The 16706-nt window shown below is 73.2% G+C and carries 14 protein-coding genes; 6 read left to right on the top strand and 8 right to left on the bottom strand.

Annotated elements, in window-relative coordinates; genetic code table 11:
* Nucleotide 1: 1 nt before the first annotated feature.
* The gene (locus HNQ01_RS02380) at nucleotides 2-277 is read right to left on the bottom strand and encodes a hypothetical protein (RefSeq protein ID WP_173803736.1); all 276 of its coding nucleotides are present in this window, start codon (nucleotides 275-277) and stop codon (nucleotides 2-4) included.
* A gap of 27 nt (nucleotides 278-304) precedes the next feature.
* Between HNQ01_RS02380 and HNQ01_RS02375 the strand changes: the two genes are divergently transcribed.
* The 5 genes from HNQ01_RS02375 (at nucleotide 305) to HNQ01_RS02355 (ending at nucleotide 4887) form a co-directional block, all read left to right on the top strand.
* The gene (locus tag HNQ01_RS02375; protein ID WP_173803735.1) at nucleotides 305-871 is read left to right on the top strand and encodes a helix-turn-helix domain-containing protein; all 567 of its coding nucleotides are present in this window, start codon (nucleotides 305-307) and stop codon (nucleotides 869-871) included.
* 61 nt (nucleotides 872-932) lie between these two features.
* A complete protein-coding gene (locus tag HNQ01_RS02370) occupies nucleotides 933-1136 on the top strand; it encodes a hypothetical protein (RefSeq protein ID WP_173803734.1) in 204 nt (67 codons plus the stop codon).
* Between the two features lie 138 nt (nucleotides 1137-1274).
* The gene (locus HNQ01_RS02365; RefSeq protein ID WP_353621630.1) at nucleotides 1275-1595 is read left to right on the top strand and encodes a phenol hydroxylase subunit P4; all 321 of its coding nucleotides are present in this window, start codon (nucleotides 1275-1277) and stop codon (nucleotides 1593-1595) included.
* 21 nt (nucleotides 1596-1616) lie between these two features.
* Nucleotides 1617-2684: an NADH:ubiquinone reductase (Na(+)-transporting) subunit F gene (locus HNQ01_RS02360; protein ID WP_173803732.1), complete on the top strand. Its 1068-nt coding sequence runs from the start codon at nucleotides 1617-1619 to the stop codon at nucleotides 2682-2684.
* Nucleotides 2685-2748: 64 nt separating this feature from the next.
* Nucleotides 2749-4887, top strand: coding sequence for an FUSC family protein (locus HNQ01_RS02355; RefSeq protein WP_173803731.1), 2139 nt, complete (start codon nucleotides 2749-2751; stop codon nucleotides 4885-4887).
* A gap of 49 nt (nucleotides 4888-4936) precedes the next feature.
* Here HNQ01_RS02355 and HNQ01_RS02350 read toward each other — a convergent pair whose 3' ends face one another.
* The 7 genes from HNQ01_RS02350 to HNQ01_RS02320 form a co-directional block, all read right to left on the bottom strand.
* Nucleotides 4937-7438 carry a TonB-dependent receptor gene (locus HNQ01_RS02350; protein WP_173803730.1) on the bottom strand — a complete coding sequence of 834 codons (2502 nt, stop codon included), beginning with the start codon at nucleotides 7436-7438 and terminating at the stop codon, nucleotides 4937-4939.
* Between the two features lie 129 nt (nucleotides 7439-7567).
* Nucleotides 7568-8194 carry a response regulator transcription factor gene (locus HNQ01_RS02345; RefSeq protein ID WP_286180421.1) on the bottom strand — a complete coding sequence of 209 codons (627 nt, stop codon included), beginning with the start codon at nucleotides 8192-8194 and terminating at the stop codon, nucleotides 7568-7570.
* Nucleotides 8194-9624 carry a sensor histidine kinase gene (locus HNQ01_RS02340; RefSeq protein WP_173803728.1) on the bottom strand — a complete coding sequence of 477 codons (1431 nt, stop codon included), beginning with the start codon at nucleotides 9622-9624 and terminating at the stop codon, nucleotides 8194-8196. The genes HNQ01_RS02345 and HNQ01_RS02340 overlap by 1 nt, the downstream gene beginning before the upstream one ends.
* Nucleotides 9621-11633 (bottom strand): UvrD-helicase domain-containing protein, encoded by a 2013-nt coding sequence (locus tag HNQ01_RS02335; RefSeq protein ID WP_173803727.1) that lies wholly within the window; start codon nucleotides 11631-11633, stop codon nucleotides 9621-9623. The genes HNQ01_RS02340 and HNQ01_RS02335 overlap by 4 nt, the downstream gene beginning before the upstream one ends.
* A gap of 26 nt (nucleotides 11634-11659) precedes the next feature.
* A complete protein-coding gene (locus HNQ01_RS02330; protein WP_173803726.1) occupies nucleotides 11660-12475 on the bottom strand; it encodes an EcsC family protein in 816 nt (271 codons plus the stop codon).
* A gap of 65 nt (nucleotides 12476-12540) precedes the next feature.
* Complete coding sequence (glpK, locus tag HNQ01_RS02325; protein WP_173803725.1) at nucleotides 12541-14040, bottom strand: glycerol kinase GlpK; 1500 nt, start codon at nucleotides 14038-14040, stop codon at nucleotides 12541-12543.
* Between the two features lie 43 nt (nucleotides 14041-14083).
* Nucleotides 14084-14848 (bottom strand): DeoR/GlpR family DNA-binding transcription regulator, encoded by a 765-nt coding sequence (locus tag HNQ01_RS02320; RefSeq protein ID WP_173803724.1) that lies wholly within the window; start codon nucleotides 14846-14848, stop codon nucleotides 14084-14086.
* Between the two features lie 231 nt (nucleotides 14849-15079).
* Here HNQ01_RS02320 and glpD point away from each other — a divergent pair, with 231 nt between their 5' ends.
* Nucleotides 15080-16666: a glycerol-3-phosphate dehydrogenase gene (glpD, locus tag HNQ01_RS02315; protein ID WP_286180420.1), complete on the top strand. Its 1587-nt coding sequence runs from the start codon at nucleotides 15080-15082 to the stop codon at nucleotides 16664-16666.
* Nucleotides 16667-16706: the final 40 nt, after the last annotated feature.

Here is a 16706-nt window from a genome sequence, read left to right as displayed (position 1 = left end):
ATCAGTTCACCTTGAATCTACGGCCATCAGCCAGCGTTTCACGCAGGCTGCTGATGATGGCTGACGAAGCCTTCCCGTGAGGGCGGCGCCCGTCTTTGCGAGGTCTGGCCCAAGTGCGGAGCGCATGGTGAACCGCAGTGGGATCAAAGCGGTGATGAACCGCCCAAGCCTGCAGGCTGGGCCACCCCAACAGCGCCAACTGCCCGCGCAGACGCAGGCGATCGCCGAGCAGGTCGGCGTCTTCTGTCGCTTCGGTCGTTTGTGCGTTAATGTTCATGGTGAATGAACTATCCCGCAAAAAGTGATGGGATGCAAGTCCTTTTTTGCGCCAAGGCACCCCGTTCTTTTGTCATCGTGGGCACCAAGACCCATCAACAGCCAAAAAACCTTGAAAAATCAACAACTTACAGTCGAAAAGAACGCAAAGAGCGAACCGGCTCAGGAGCGTTCCTTTCTCACGCCAGAAAAGAACGTCCGTGATCGCCTGCTGGAGCTGATTGGGGAGGACTCAGTCGCAGCCTTTTCACGCTCCACAGGGGTTGCAGAGTCGAGCCTTCGCGCGTACCTGACCAGAGGCATCAAGCCTGGCATGGATCACTTGGTGGCGATGGCACAAGCCAAGGGCGTGACCGTCGACTGGCTTGCCACGGGACGGGAGCCCCGACTGCGCGCCGACGTCATCAAGGCCACAGGAGGTCTGGACAAGCAGCGCCTGAAGGACGCCATTGCTGCCGTCGAGGAGGGCCTCCGAGTGGCCCAGAAGCAGCTGTCCCCGGACAAGCATGCCGAGCTGATTTCGCTGATCTACGAGACAGAAGGCCCCATCAACAGGGCGTTTGTCGTGAGGATGATCACGTTTTCCCCCGCGTAAGGTTCTATGCGGTACCTCCTGGCGGTAGATTTCAGCCCCGAATGAACTCAGGAGGAAAACCATGTCTTCACCCGCTGACCTGCATGGCGTCATCTCGCAGCTCATGCAGACTGCCACACCCGCTCCCCATGCCATGCCGACAGTGACGCCCGTCTTCAACATCACGGGCAACGGCAACGTCATCAGCCTGGGCAACCTGCACATGCCTGGCGCAGTGGTCGCGTTAAACGACCCTGCGGCAGTGCCCAGAGCCTCGGGGCAGTAGCGCAGCTCATTCGCGCTCGGATCCGCGCGGTCGTGTCTTAAAGCGCGCGCGATTCGGGCGCAAGCCTGCGCACTTCCGATCACATCCCATTTGAGACACAGAATCGGCGTTTTCTCAATTGGATCAACAGGTTAGGCGATTTTTTCGCGCCCCCGTACCTGTCTTAATTCAAGAGACTCCCCACACTGGGACCGGCATCTGATGTTCGCCGCGCCGCTGTGCATTCCGGTGCCGCCGGAGATGCCCTTCGGCGCGCTGCAGGAGGCGGTGCTGCCGGGCCTCTACGGCCAGCATCCCGACTTCGCGCGCATCGACTGGGGCCGGGTGGAATGGCTGCGCGGCGGCCAGCCCTTCGTGCCCGACCCGGCGGCGAGCCTGGCGGCCAACGGCATCGGCCACAAGACCTCGCTGCGCCTGCGCACGCCGCAGCTCCCGGGCCTGGCCGGCGCGGCCTTCTGAGCAAGCCCAGGAGCCTGATCCATGAGCTTCGAGCTGCGCATCGAACCGACCGGCCAGACCCTCGAGGTCGCGCCGGACCAGACCGTGCTGGACGCCTGCCTGCGCGCCGGCCTCTGGCTGCCCCACGCCTGCTGCCACGGGCTGTGCGCCACCTGCAAGGTGCGCGTGCTCGACGGCGAGGTCGACCACGGCGAGGCCTCGCCCTTCGCGCTGATGGACTTCGAGCGCGAGGAGGGCCGGACGCTGGCCTGCTGCGCGACGCTGCAGTCCGACGCGGTGATCGAGGCCGATCTGGACGTCGACGCCGACGCGCGCGTCATCCCGGTCGAGGACTTCCGCGCCACCGTGCTGGCCCGCCAGGCGCTGACGCCCACCATCCTGGGCCTGACGCTGCAGCTGGACCGGCCGATCGACTTCCAGGCCGGCCAGTACATCAACCTGGCGATCCCGGGGCTGGCGTCGCGGCGCGCCTTCTCGATCGCCTCGCCGCCGTCGCTCTCGCGCGACACGGCGCGCATCGCGCTGCAGGTGCGCCGCGTGCCCGGCGGCGCGGGCACCGGCTGGCTGCACGACACGCTGCGCCCGGGCATGACGCTCGATCTCGCCGGGCCCTACGGCCGTTTCTTCGTGCGCACCTCGGCGGCGCGGCCGATGCTCTTCATCGCCGGCGGCTCCGGCCTGGCCAGCCCGCGCAGCATGATCCTGGAGTTGCTCGAACAGGGCGACGGCCCGCCGATCACGCTGGTGGTCGGCCAGCGCTGCCGAGAAGAACTCTACGAGCACGAGGACTGGATCGCGCGCGCCGAGGCCGATCCGGCACGGCTGCGCTACCTGCCGGTGCTGTCGCACGAGCCCGAGGGCAGCGCCTGGCGCGGCCTGCGCGGCTGGGCGCACGAAGCCGCGCGCGACCTGTTCGACGGCGACTTCCGCGGCCTGAAGGCCTATCTCTGCGGCCCGCCGGCGATGGTGGAGGCGGCGGTGTCGACGCTGATGCAGGGCCGGCTGTTCGAGCGCGACATCCACACCGAGCAGTTCCTGTCGGCCGCCGACGCCCAGCGGGTGCGCAGCCCGCTGTTCCGCTCGGTCTGACACGGATCCGGACACGCCCCCGGGTCCGGCCGGGCCGGCCGCCTCTGGCACACTCGCCCGGGTGATGTCCTTCCTGAGTTCGTGGCGCGATCCGCGCCGCTGGCCCGCACGGGCCCTGAACGGGGCCGCGGTGGCCCTGGGCGTCGGACTGATCCAGCTGGCCGGCGGCCTGCTGGGCGGCCCGGCGGTGGCGCTGGCGATGAGCGGCGGCGCGGTCTGCACCAGCCTGCCCGACGTGCCCAACGCACCGCAGCGCACCTGGCGGCGGATGCTGCCGGCGGCGCTGCTGGTCAGCGCGGTCACGCTGGCGACCACGCTGTGGCGTGCCGACGCCTGGACGATGGCGCTGCTGGTGGCCGGGGTCACGCTGCTGACGCAGATGACGCTGGCCTGGGGACCGCGCGCCGGAGCGCTGGCCTTCTCGGGCACGCTGTCGCTGGTCTTCGCGCTGGCCGGGCCGGTGCCGGCCGATCCGGGCGCAGCGCTTCATCATGCCGGCTGGACGCTGGCCGGCGCGCTGGCCTATGCCGGCTGGGCGCAGCTGTGCAGCCATCTGCTGCGCCGGCGCTGGCGCGAGCTGGCCACCGCGCAGGCGCTGCGCGCGGTGGCGGCACGGCTGCGCTCGCGGGCGCAGCGCATCGCGCAGTCGGAGCCGGCCGACGAGGCGCTGCTGCAGGCCTCGATCCGCGACGACGTGACGCTGGCCGAGACGCTGCAGGCCGCACGCGACCTGGTCTTCGCCGCGCGGCCCTCGGCTCATTCGCGCCGGCTGACCGACCTGGTGCTGCAGCTCATCGAGCTGCGCGACCTGCTGCTGGCCAGCCGGCTCGATCTGGCGCAGATCGGCCATGACGCCCCGGCCGCGGCCTGGCGCGCGGCGCTGGCCGCGGCGCTGCGGCCGGCCGCCGATGCGCTGGAGCAGCTGGCCGACGCCGTCGGCCGGCCCGGCGTGCGGCCGCGCTTCGAGGCCGCGGCGCTGCGCGCGCGCCTGCTGCGGACGCTGGCCGCGGTGCCGGTGGCGGCCGACGATCCGCGCCGGCCGCTGGTGCAGACGGTCGGCGCCCGGATGGCCCATCTGCTCGAGGAGGTCGAGTCGATGGTCGAGCGCGCCGGCGGGCCGGACCGCCCGGCGCGGCTGGCGCCCCAGGCGCTGCAGCTCTTCGTCTCGCCCGAGGGCTGGCCGCTGGCGGCGCTGCGACCGCACCTGCGCCTGGACTCGCCGGTGCTGCGCCATGCGCTGCGCGCGACGCTGGCCTGCACCGGCGCCTGGCTGCTGGCGCAGGTGCTGCCGTGGCGCACGCATCCCTACTGGCTGCTGCTGAGCGTGGCGGTGGTGCTGCGCGGCAACCTGGAGCAGACGCTGGCGCGGCGCAACCAGCGCCTGCTCGGCACGGTGCTGGGCTGCCTGCTGACCGCGGCGCTGATGGCGCTGGACCGGCCGCACTGGCTGCCGTGGATCTTCCTGGTCGCGGTCGGCACCGCGCACGCCAACGTCATCGACCGCTACCTGGTCACCGCCACCGCGGCGACGCTGATGGCGCTGCTGCAGCCGCTGATGGTGCAGCCCGGCAGCCATCCCGCGCTGGCCGAGCGGCTGGCCGACACCGCGATCGGCGCGCTGCTGGCCTGGGCGGCCTGCTTCGTGCTGCCCTCCTGGGAGCGCCGGACGCTGCGGCGCCAGACCGCCGCGGTGCTGCAGGCGCTCGCCGACCACGCCCGGCAGATCAGCGAGGTCGGTGCCGATGCGGCGGCGCAGCTGCGCCAGCGCCAGAGCCGCGCGCGCGCCTATGCGGTGCTGGGCGCGCTGGCCGCCTCGGCGCAGCGCGCCCGGGCCGAGCCCCGCTGGGCGCGGGTGCCCGAGGCCCCGTTCGAGGCGCTGCTCTCGCACGGCTACACGCTGATGGCGCTGCTCGGCACGGTGCAGCAGACGCTCCATCGCCGCTCGGCCCAGCTCGACGCCGGACGCATCGCGCCGGCGCTGCAGGCGATGGTGGCGCAGTGCCGGCAGACGCTGCAGCCGGACGGGTCGACCGACCCGGCCGCGTCCGCCGCCCCGCTCTCCGGCGATGCCGCCGCGATCTGGCCCGCCCAGGACGCGCAGGCCGATCTGACGCCGTGGTTCGAGCGGCGCCTGCGGCTGTGCACCGCCGAGGCGCAGGCGCTGGGCGACGCCGCCCGGCAGCTGCTGGCCGCCGCGCCCTGAAGCGCGCTGACACGCCCCGCACAGGGTTTGAACGTTCAAACCAGATCGATCAGACCGGATCCATCTCCCAGCGCAAGCCCACCGTCAGGCTGCGCGGGGCGCCGGGGGCGTAGAAGGTCGAGGACTGCAGCGGATAGCCGGCCGCCGCCGATCCGCCGTAGGGGCGGGCCTGGAAGGCGCCGCTGGCGGTGAACGCCGTCGCCCCGAGCTGGGCGGCCGTGCTGTAGCGGCGGTCGGCCAGATTGGCGACCTGCGCGAACAGCTTCAGGCCCGGCGTCGGCGTCCACGAGGCGCCGAGGTTGAACACCGCGTAGCCCGCGCTGCGGCCCGAGCCGAGGTAGTACTTGCCGTCGGCCTGGTGCTGGCCGTTCTCGTTGCCGCGCGCCAGGCTGCCGCCGATGCCCACGCCGCTGAGCTCCAGCTCCAGCGCCGGCGTCACCTGCCAGCCGACCGCGAGCTTGAGCATCTGGCGCGGGATCAGCGGCAGGCGGTCGCCTTTGCGGACGTCGATCGTGCCCTCCAGGCCGCCGCCGGGCGTGCTGCTGCTGTTGGCCGAGCCGCCCAGCGTCTCGTCGCTCTGGAAGGTGGCGTCCAGCCAGGTGTAGTTCGCGCTCAGGCGCCACGGACCGGTGCGGTGGGCCGCGCCCAGCTCCAGGCCCTGGCGGCGGGTGCGCTCGATGTTGCGGAAGTAGCCATAGCCGGCCTGGTCGTCGGCGACGAACAGGATGTCGTCGCGGTTGTCGGCGCGGAAGACGCCCGCCTGCCACTCGGTGCGCTCGTCCAGGCGGCCGCGCAGGCCGATCTCGGCGGTGCGGGTGACGACCTGCGACAGCGGCGGGTCGCCCGCCATCGCGTTGGGCAGGCGGCAGGGGCGGTCCGGGTTGGCACAGCCCAGCTCGATCGCGGTCGGCGTGCGGCTGCTCTCGCTCAGGCCGGCGTAGGCGCCCAGGCTCGGCGTGACGCTCCAGGCCAGGCCCAGCGCCGGGTTGAAGCGCGCGTAGCGGTGGTCGCCGTCGAGAGAATCCGCGCCCGCGCCCGGGTTGATGCGGTCGCTGTTGACGACATGGGTGCGGTTGTAGCGGCCCGACAGCGTCAGGTGCAGGTCCGGGCGCAGCGACCAGGTGTCGGAGGCGAACACGCTGGTGGTGCGGGTGCGCGAGACCAGGCTGACGCGGTTGTCCAGCGGCACGCCGTCGACGTCGCCGCCGCTCACGCCGTCGGCCCAGGCGTCGACGCCGGTCACGCTGCGGTCCGCGTTCAGATAGCCGAGCTGGGTCGACTGGCCGTAGGCGGCGCGCGCGCCGTCCCAGCCCAGGCCGACGACATAGCGGTGGGCACCCTGGCGGCCGGAAGCCTGCAGCGTCAGCCCCGCGCTGTCCTGGTCGGTGCTGCCGTGGTTGAGCAGGCCGTTGCACTTCTCGCCGGGCTCGTCGCCCTGCAGCGCCTGCGCGATGCAGCGCAGGTAGGGGAAGGGCGTGCTGGCGGCCGTGATCGTGGTGCTCGGGTAGGCGATGCCGGCGGCGGTCAGTGCCGCCTTGTCGGCGGCCGACAGCGTGTAGACCGACTGGTCGAGCGAGCCCTCGTTGACGTCGCCGTTGAGCGTGCGGGTGCGCTGGCCGCGCAGGTAGGCGGTCGCCCCCAGCGTCAGCGCCGGGCTCAGGTCATGCTCGACCTGCAGCGTGGCGCCGGTGGCTCGGTTGCGCGTCTCGTCGGGCCAGGTGTAGACGCTGCTCCAGTCGCTGGCCATCAGCCGGGATTCCTGCAGGCCGTTGCCGTTCAGGCGGCTCTCGGCATGCGCCACCGAGGCGCTGATGCGGGTGCGGCCGTCGCGCCAGCCGACGCGGCCGAAGACCTGGCCGATGCAGGAGGCGGAATGGTCGCGCCAGCCGTCCTCGCGCCAGCTGCGGCCGGTGCCGAACCAGTCCCAGCCCTCGGCGTTCGAGCCGCCGTGCTCGATCTCGAGGCCGCGCCGGCCGTGGCTGCCGACCTCGGCCTGCACCGCGGTGCCGGGGTGGCTGCGGCCGGTCTTGGTCGTCACCGCGAGGGCGCCGCCGAGGGTGTTGAGGCCGAACAGCGGGTTCGAGCCGGGCATCAGCGTCATGCCCGCCACCGCCGAGCGCGGAATCAGGTCCCAGCTGACGGTGTCGCCGAAGGGCTGGTTCTGGCGCACGCCGTCGACATAGAGCGACAGCCCCTGCGGCGTGCCCAGCAGCGGCGAGGCGGTGAAGCCGCGGTAGCTGACGTCGGGCTGCAGCGGGTTGCCCTGCATCTCGTTGAGGTGGACGCTGCCCAGGCTCTGCAGGAAGTCGCCCAGCGAGAGCGCGCCGCTGCGCTGCAGGTCGGCGTCGCTGGCGGTCTGCACCGGCGCGGCGATCTGGTCGCGGCGCAGCGTCGCGCCGCCCTGCGGCGTGGCGCGGACCTCGACGCGCGGCAGCTCGGCGCGGGGGGATGGCGAGGGCTCAAGGGTCTGGGCGGCGGCGGACAGGCTGGCGCACAGCAGCAGGACGGCGTGGGCCGGTGCGCGCAGACGGAGGCAGGAACGGGACGACATGGTGTCTTTGGCGTGGAAACGTGAAGAACGATGTCGTCATGTTGCTCAGCCCCCCGGCCCGGCGACAGGGAAAACTTCCCGGCACAGGGTCTGTCCGGGGCGACTGTCCCGTCATGGGACAGTCCGGCCTCAGGGCATCAACCCATGCTGCTGGCCATAGCGGATCAGCTCGACCGCGCTGGAGACACCCAGCTTCTGCCGGATCGCCGTCTGGTAGTTCGAGACGGTCTTGTCGCTGACGCCCATGTCGCGCGCGATCTGCTCGAGCGGCTGGCCGGTCAGCAGCAGCAGCAGCATCTGGTGCTCGCGTGCGGTGAGCTGCTCGTGCGGCGTGGCGGCGGCGCGGCGCGGCGGGATGTCGGGCTGCGGCGCCTGGCCGTGCATCATCCGGCGCACCGCCTCGATCAGCGCCTCCGGGTCGCTCGACTTGCCCAGGAAGCCGGTCGCGCCGGCGCGCTGGCACTGCTGGCGCAGCGCCGGGGTGTCGTGCATCGTGAAGACCAGCACCTTCAGCCAGGGCAGGGCCTCCTGGAGCTGGCGCAGCAGGTCCAGCCCGCTGCGCCCGGGCATCGACAGGTCGAGGATCAGCAGGTCGATCTCGCCGGGCCGGCGCCCCTTCAGGTCGGTCCAGGCCGCGTCCGCGTCCGCGTACTCGGCCACCACCGCCAGATCCGGCTCGCCCTCCAGCAGCCGTCGGTAGCCCAGGCGCACGATGGCATGGTCGTCGGCGATGGCGAGGTGGAGTCGGGCGGACATCATGGGGCGGGATCGGCGGTTCCAGAGGGGGACAGAGGCAACCGGGCCTGCAGGTGCAGCCCCGGCGCGGGAGGCGAGGCCTCCACGATCCGCCATTGTCCGCCCAGCGCCCAGACCCGCTCCTGCATGCCGCCCAGGCCGTTGCCGCGCTGCATCGCCGCGGCCGCATCGCCCAGGCCGCGGCCGTCGTCCTGCACCGACCAGAGCACCTCGTCAGGGCCGATGCGCAGCGTCAGCGCCACCCGGCGCGCGTGCGCATGGCGGGCCGCGTTGGTCAGCGCCTCCTGGCTGAGCCGGTAGAGCGCCAGCACCAGATCGCGCGGCAGCGCGGGCGCCGCCGCATCGATGTCGATCGCGAGCGAGAAGGCGGTCGCCTCCAGTCCGTCATGCGGCGCCTGCTGCCAGCTGCGCACCAGCGGCTCGAGCAGCTCCTGCAGCCGCTGCGGGCTCAGCGTCGCGGACGCGCCGTCGGCCAGCGGTCCGAGCGGGCGCAGCTGCACCAGCAGGTCGCGGATGTCGCGCTGCACCTCCGCGCCGTGGCGCGAGATGGCCTGCACCACCTCGAGCAGGCGGGGCTGGTCGGCGAGCTGGCGCGCCAGCCAGGCGGCGTCGAAGCGCAGCGCGGTCAGGCGCTGGCCGAACTCGTCGTGAAGCTCGCGCGCCAGCCGGGCGCGTTCGTCCTCCTGGAGCGTCTGCATCTTCTGGCTCAGCAGCCGGCGGCGGGACTCGGCCACCTCCAGCGCCTCAGCCAGATGGCGCAGCGCCGCGGCGATCGAGGCCAGCTCGCGGGTGGGCATCTCCGGCAGATGGCGAACCTCGGCGCGCTGGCCGTGCTCGATGCCGTCGATCGCCGCCAGCAGGTGGCCCAGCGGCGCCAGCGAGCGCCGCACGTTCCAGCGCATGACCAGCAGCAGCCCGGCAATGCAGGCCAGCAGCACCAGGAACAGCCCCAGAAAGTCGGCCACGGCCTCGCGGCGCTCGCCGTCGGGCGTGGGCTGCAGCGACAGCGTCCAGGTCTGACCGTCAGGCCGGCGGAGCTGCCAGCCCACGCTCGGCGGCGGCAGCAGCGGGCTCCAGCGCCGGTGCCACTGCGCCAGCAGATCGACCGGCCCCGGCGCCGTGCGCGGCGCGGGCGGCTCCAGCAGCACGCGGCCCCGCTCGTCGACGATGCGCAGCGCCAGATGGCGCAGCGCATGGCCGTCCTGGATGGCGCGCAGCGCACCGATGGCGCCATCGTCGGTCAGTGTCTCGATATGGAGCAGTCGAACGGACAGCTCGGCCAGATGCCTCGCCGCCTCGACCTCCTCTTCGATGGCCTCGTCGATGCGCAGCAGGCCGATGACCAGGGCCAGAAGCACCGCCATCAGGCCGACGCGGGCGGCGCGGCGCATCACCAGGCGGGACAGGTCCGGGCGATGCGCCAGCTTCACCGCCCCTCTCCCGGCGGCACGTCCGTGACCACCACCTCCACCAGCGGCACCTCCCAGCGCGTGCAGTGCAGGTCGGCGCGGAAGGCCTCGCCGGCCTGCTCGCGGTGGCGCACCAGGATGGCGGTGACACGGCCGGGCAGGCCCGGCGGGCGGGCGCGCTGCTCCAGCGCCTGCGCACGGCGCGAGAGCTGGCCGACCAGCTCGCCGCGGGCGTTCTCGATGCGCCGGCCGATCAGCCGGACCGGGTCGCCCGCCTCCAGCCCGGCCAGGCGCCGGTGCAGCCGGTGGCCCGGCGGCATGCGCCCGGCGTGGCCGAGGTCGATGTCGGCCGGGCTGATCGCCAGCATGTGGCGCGGCGCCGGCACCTCGCCGGCAGGCACCGGCGGGCTCAGGCGCTGCACCGCCTCCAGCGCCTGCAGCCCCGGATCGTCGAGCAGGCCGTGGCGCGAGGGCCGCGCGCGCATCAGCGCGAGCGTCTCGGCCGCGCGGGTCGCGGCGACATAGAGCAGCCGGCGCTCGTCGTCCCCCGGCAGCCAGTCGTCGGCGTCCATGACGACGACATGGCGGAACTCCAGCCCCTTGGCGGCATGGGCCGTCATCAGCCGCAGCGCCTGCGCGCTGCCGGCGCGGCGGGTCTCGCGGGCCAGCTCGTGCAGCCGCTCGACCAGCTCGGTCGCGGCCAGCCGCGGCGCCACCGCCGCCGCCAGCTCGCTGGCCAGCAGGTGCAGGTCCTGCCAGACCGGATGGCCCGGACGGCGGCGCAGCTGCGCGGCGCTCCAGCGCACCAGGCCGGCGCTGCGCCGCACCGGGCGGTCGGCGCGCTCGAGCAGCTCCAGCAGCCGGTGGCCCTCGCGGGTGTGCAGCACCGTCAGCCGCGTCGGTGCCTGCGGCCGCGGCACCAGCTCGCAGCGCAGGCCCTCGAGCAGGCACAGCGCCTGCAGCGCCGCCAGCGTGCGCCGGGTGCGCGCCAGCACCGCAATGTCGCCGGGCCGCAGCGCCGGATCGAGCCTCAGCAGCCGGCGCACCTCGTCGAGCACCAGCGCCGACTGGCGGGTGGCATCGGCCGGCGCATCGATCAGGCGCACGCGACCGCGGCCGTCCTCGGCGTCGAGCGCCTGCCAGCGCCCGCCCGGCGGCTCGTGCGCACGCAGATCGGCCACCCGCACCGGCGCGTCGTCGCCCTTCATGCGCTCGGCCGCCGGCGCGATCAGCCGCGCGGCCACCGCCAGGATGTGCGCGCTGGAGCGGAAGTTCTCGACCAGGAAGGTCGTGGTCACCGGCGCGTAGTCCTGGCGGAAGCGCCGGATGAACTCGATGCTGGCGCCGCCGAAGCCGTAGATCGTCTGGTCGTCGTCGCCGACCGCCATCAGCCGGGTGTGCGGCCCGGTCAGCGCGGCCACCAGTGCGTACTGTGCCGGACTCATGTCCTGGTACTCGTCGACGAAGAGGTGCGCCGGCTGCGGCGGGTGCGCGGCGCCGCGCAGCTGCGCCACCGCGTCGTCGAGCAGGCGTGCGAAGTCGATCGGCGCGTCGTCGCGCTCGCTGCCGGCCAGGCGGCCGCCGGTCAGCCGCAGCGCCATCGCGTGGTGGGTCAGCACGGTGACGCCGCGCGCGGTCTCGCCGACGAGCTGCTGCAGGCGCTGGCGCAGCTCGGCCGCCGCGCCTCGGTTGAAGGCCAGCGCGACGATCTGGCGCGGCGCGACCTGGCGCACCTGCAGCAGCCAGGCGATGCGGTGCGCGATGACGCGGGTCTTGCCGGCCCCGGGCCCGGCCAGCACCAGCTGGTGGCCGGCCGGCTCGGCGCCGACCAGCGTGCGCTGCACCGGCGTCAGCGCCTCGAGCAGGCCCAGCTGCCGCAGCGCCCGCGCGATCGCCTCGGCGGGCGCCTGCAGCGCGGCCTCCAGCCCGCTGGCGGCGGCGGCCTCGCGTGCGGCCGCGTCCTGCAGGCGCTGCCAGGCCTCGTGCAGCGCCCGGGCGACCGCACCGGGGTCGTGTGGGGAGACGGACATGCGCCGCGGTCCGGCGGTCTAGCGGCTCATCGGGCCGCGCGCAGCAGCTCGTACTGCGCCCTCACCACGTCCGCGCCATGCCGGCGCTCCAGCCGCCTGACGATGAAATGCCCGCGCGCCATCTCCTGGTAGAAGCCGGTGAACAGGGTGTTGAGCGTCGCGCCGGCCAGGCCGCCGAGGACCGGCACCGCCTGGGCGGCGACCTTCTCGGTGATGACCAGGCCGAAGCGCGAGGCGACCACCTCGATCACCCGGGCCATCAGCGATCCGGCCGCGCCCGAGGTGCTGCCGGCGGCCCTGCGGGCGGCGATGGCCGAGAGCTCGCGCGCCAGCGTCTGCGTCGCCTCGGCCATGAAGCCGCGCGCGGCGTAGTAGCCCGACTCGGCCGCATCGTCGCGCTCGGCCGGGCTGCCGAAGGCCAGCACCTCCAGGCAGGCGCGGCGGGTCTCCGGATCCTCGGGATCGAAGCCCTCGCTGCGGGCGATGTCGGCGATCGAGCGCAGCATCAGCGTGGTGGTGACCGGCAGCTCCACGGCCAGCGCGCCCAGGCCGAAGGCCCCGCCCACCGCGCCGGCGGCCGCCGCCAGCGCCTTGTGCATGCGGTTGGAAGGCGCGCCTGCCGCCCGCCCGTCCAGACTCCACAGCGCCGCGTCCGCCGCCTTGTGCAGCGCGGCATGCACCAGCGCATCGATGCGCTCGCGCGCGCCCGAGGGCAGGCGGCGCATCAGCGCATCCAGCGGCGTGCCGGCCAGATGGGCGATGCGCACCGTCAGCGACGGCGCCTCCAGCAGGCGCACCGCGGTGCGCAGGTCCTCGAAATCCGGGTGGTCGGGCTCGATCATCGGCGTGTTCTCTCCGTGTGCCCGGAGTCTAGCCGCGGCCGGAGCTCCGGCCCGACCCGCCCGGCTCAGCGCGCGCAGGCCTGGCGCACCGCGCGCTCCCACTGCGCCATGCGCTCCTGGGCGCGCTCGCGCGGCAGCGTCGGGTGGAAGACCCGATCGGCCTGCCACAGCGCCGAGAGTTCGGCCGGATCGCGCCAGACGCCGGCCGACAGCCCGGCCAGGAAGGCCGCGCCCAGCGCGGTCGTCTCGATCACCTTCGGGCGCAGCACCGGGATGCCGAGCAGATCGGCCTGGAACTGCATCAGCAGGTCGTTGACGCAGGCGCCGCCGTCGACCCGCAGCTCGCTGACCGGCTCGCCGCCGGCGGCCACCGCATCACGGCTCATCGCCTGCAGCAGCGCGGCGCTCTGGAAGGCGATGCTCTCCAGCGCGGCGCGGGCGATGTGGGCCATCGTCGTGCCGCGCGTCAGGCCGACGATGGTGCCGCGCGCGTCGGCGTCCCAGTAGGGCGCGCCCAGCCCGGTGAAGGCCGGCACCATGAGGACGCCGCCGGCATCGGGCACGCTGGCGGCCAGCGCCTGCACCTCGTGGCTGGACTCGATGGCGCGCAGGCCGTCGCGCAGCCACTGCACCACCGCGCCGCCGATGAAGACGCTGCCCTCCAGCGCGAACTCCGGCGCTTGCGCCCCGCCGGTGCGGCAGGCGCTGGTGGTGACCAGGCCGTTCTCGCTGGCGCGGAAGCGCTCGCCGGCGTGCATCAGCATGAAGCAGCCGGTGCCATAGGTGTTCTTGGCCTGGCCCGGCGACAGGCAGGCCTGGCCGAAGAGGGCGCTCTGCTGGTCGCCGGCCATGCCGCCGACGGGAATGGCCGCGCCCAGCAGCTCCGGCAGCGTCTCGCCGAACACATGGCTGCTCGGGCGCACCTCGGGCAGCAGGCTGGCCGGAATGTCGAACAGGGCCAGCAGCTCCGCGTCCCAGCGCTGGGTGCGGATGTCGAGCAGCAGGGTGCGTGCGGCATTGCTGACGTCGGTGGCATGCACCCGCCCGCCGGTGAGCTGCCACAGCAGCCAGCTGTCGACCGTGCCGAAGGCCAGCTCGCCGCGCTCGGCCGCCGCCCGCGCGCCCGGCACCTCGTCGAGCAGCCAGCGGATCTTGGTCGCCGAGAAATAGGCGTCGATCACCAGCCCGGTGCGCTCGCGCACCCAGTCGCCGTGACCGGCCTCGCGCAGCTGCGCGCACAGCGGCTCGGCGCGGCGGTCCTGCCAGACGATGGCCGGATGGATCGGCCGGCCGGTGCGTCGATCCCACACCAGCGTGGTCTCGCGCTGGTTGGTGATGCCGATGCTGCGGATGTCGCCGGCCTGCAGCCCGGCGCGCTGCAGCGCCTCGCGCGCGGTCTCGAGCTGGCTGTGCCAGATCTCCATCGGATCGTGCTCGACCCAGCCCGGGCGCGGGTAGTGCTGACGGAACTCGCGCTGCGCCATCGCCCGGATGCGGCCGTGCTCGTCGAAGACGATGCTGCGCGAGCTCGACGTGCCCTGGTCCAGGGCCAGCAGATAGGTCATGGGAAAGTCTCCTCGGACGGTCGTTGTCGTGGGGTCGCGGCCCTCAGCGCGCGATGTCGAGCTGCACGCCGGCCTCGGCCAGCAGCGCCGCGTAGGGCGAGGGCGGCTCGGCATCGGTGAACAGGCGGTCGAGCTGCGGCATGCGCGCCATCTCGACCATCGCCGGGCGGTTGAACTTGGAATGGTCGGTGGCCAGCCAGACCTCGCGGCTCTGCCGGATGATGGCCTGCGCGACCTTGACCTCGCGGTAGTCGTAGTCGCGCAGCGTGCCGTCGGGCTCGATGCCGGAGATGCCGATGATGCCGATGTCGACCCGGAACTGACCGATGAAGTCCACCGCCGCCTCGCCGACGATGCCGCGGTCGCGGTGGCGCACCACGCCGCCGGCGACGATGACCTCGCAGTCCGGGTTGTCCGCCAGGATGGCGGCGACGTTCAGGTTGTTCGTGATGACCCGCAGGCCGCGGTGGCGCAGCAGCTCGCGCGCCACCGCCTCGGTGGTCGTGCCCAGGTTGATCAGCAGCGAGCAGCCCTCGGGCACCGCCGCGGCCACCGCGCGCGCGATGCGCTGCTTGGCCTCGGCATGCAGGTCCTGGCGCTGGCGGTAGGCGATGTTCTCGGTGGTCGACATCGGCAGGCGCACGCCGCCGTGGAAGCGCGCCAGCAGCCCGGCCTCGGCCAGCAGCTTCACGTCGCGGCGCACCGTCTGCAGCGTCACGCCGAAGCGCTCGGCCAGCGCCTCGACCGTCATCACGCCGCGGGCGCGGACCTCGTCGAGCAGTTCGGATTGGCGGGGGTTCGGAGTCATGCGCGGGATTGTCGCGGCGCGGTGCCGGGCCGCGGCTGACACCGCGACACGCTTCGCGGGATGATCAGAAGCGAACGTGGCCGAACTCTATTCGCATCAAAAACGAAAGCAAACGATGGGAAACCATCTTGCAAACGAACTTCCGATCGCATAAAAAGAAAAAAGAACACCGCAGAACCAGAACGCGGCCACCGCCCGACGACCGGCGACGGCCCGCCCGAGGAGACCTTCTTGAATCCATCATCGCCAGCGCGCACGGCTCCGGCCGGCGCGACCGCGGACACCTTCGACGTGCTGGTCGTCGGCGGCGGCATCAATGGCGCCGGCATCGCCCGCGACCTCGCCGGCCGGGGCTGGCGGGTGCTGCTGGCCGAGGCCGAGGACCTGGCGCAGCACACCTCGTCGTCGTCGACCAAGCTGATCCACGGCGGCCTGCGCTACCTGGAGCACCAGGAATTCGGCCTGGTGCGCAAGGCGCTGCAGGAGCGCGAGGTGCTGCTGCGCAGCGCCCCGCACATCATGTGGCCGCTGCGCTTCGTGATGCCGCACGACCCGTCGATGCGCCCGGCCTGGATGATCCGCATCGGCCTGTTCCTGTACGACCATCTGGCGCGGCGCGAGGTGCTGCCGGGCTCGCACGCGATCGACCTGCGCACGCATGCGGCCGGCGCGCCGCTGAAGGCGGGCTACACCCGCGGCTTCGTCTACTCCGACGGCTGGGTGGACGACGCGCGCCTGGTGCTGCTCAACGCGCTGGACGCCCGCGAGCGCGGCGCCGAGGTGCTGACGCGCACCCGGGTGGTGTCGGCCCAGCGCGGCGCGCAGGGCTGGCGCGCGGTGCTGCAGCCGGCCGACGGCGGTCCTGCGCGCACGGTCGAGGCGCGCCTGCTGGTCAATGCCGCCGGCCCGTGGGCCGAGAGCTTCCTGCGCGGCGTGGCGCGGCCGGCCGCCGGCGAGACGCTGGCGACGAAGAGCCTGCGCCTGGTCAAGGGCTCGCACATCGTCGTGCCGCGCTGCTTCGAGCACGACCACGCCTACATCTTCCAGAACCCCGACCGGCGCATCATCTTCGCGATCCCCTACGAGCGCGACTTCACGCTGATCGGCACCACCGACCAGGAGATCGAAGGCGACCCGGCGCGGGCGCGCATCGACGCGGGCGAGATCGCCTACCTGTGCGAGCAGGCCAGCCGCTACTTCACCCGCGCGGTCGCGCCCTCCGACGTGGTCTGGCACTACGCCGGCGTGCGCCCGCTGCTCGACGACGCCTCGGGCGATCCGTCGGCCGTGACGCGCGACTACCTGCTGGAGGCCCACACCGACGGCGGCGCGCCGCTGCTGAGCGTCTGGGGCGGCAAGATCACCACCTTCCGCAAGCTCGCCGAAGACGCCGCCGGCGAGATCGGCCGGCTGCTCGGCCAGAGCCGCCCGGCCTGGACCGCCGCGGCGCATCTGCCGGGCGGCGATCTCAGCGCCTGGATCGGACCGCCGCAGCGCCCCGACACCGACTTCGAGCGCTTCGTCGTGCAGCTGCGCGCGCGCCATGCCTGGCTGGAGGCGCCGCTGGCACGCCGGCTGGCGCGCGCCTACGGCAGCCGGGTCGACGGCGTGCTGGGCACCGCCACCGCCGTGGCCGACCTGGGCGCGGAGATCGCGCCCGGCCTGCACGAGGCCGAACTCGATTTCCTGATCCGCCACGAGTGGGCGCACAGCGCCGAGGACGTGCTGTGGCGCCGCAGCAAGCTCGGGCTGCACTTCAGCGCGGCCGAGCGCGAGGCGGTGGCGCGCTGGATGGCCGCGCGCGGCCTCGATCACTGATTTCCCGACAACGACGACGAGAGAGACAACGCCATCATGA

The sequence above is a fragment of the Sphaerotilus uruguayifluvii genome (genome assembly GCF_013294065.1).
Lineage (GTDB): Bacteria > Pseudomonadota > Gammaproteobacteria > Burkholderiales > Burkholderiaceae_C > Sphaerotilus > Sphaerotilus uruguayifluvii.
Note: the sequence above shows the minus strand (reverse complement) of the source record. Positions and strands in the feature narration are given on the sequence as shown.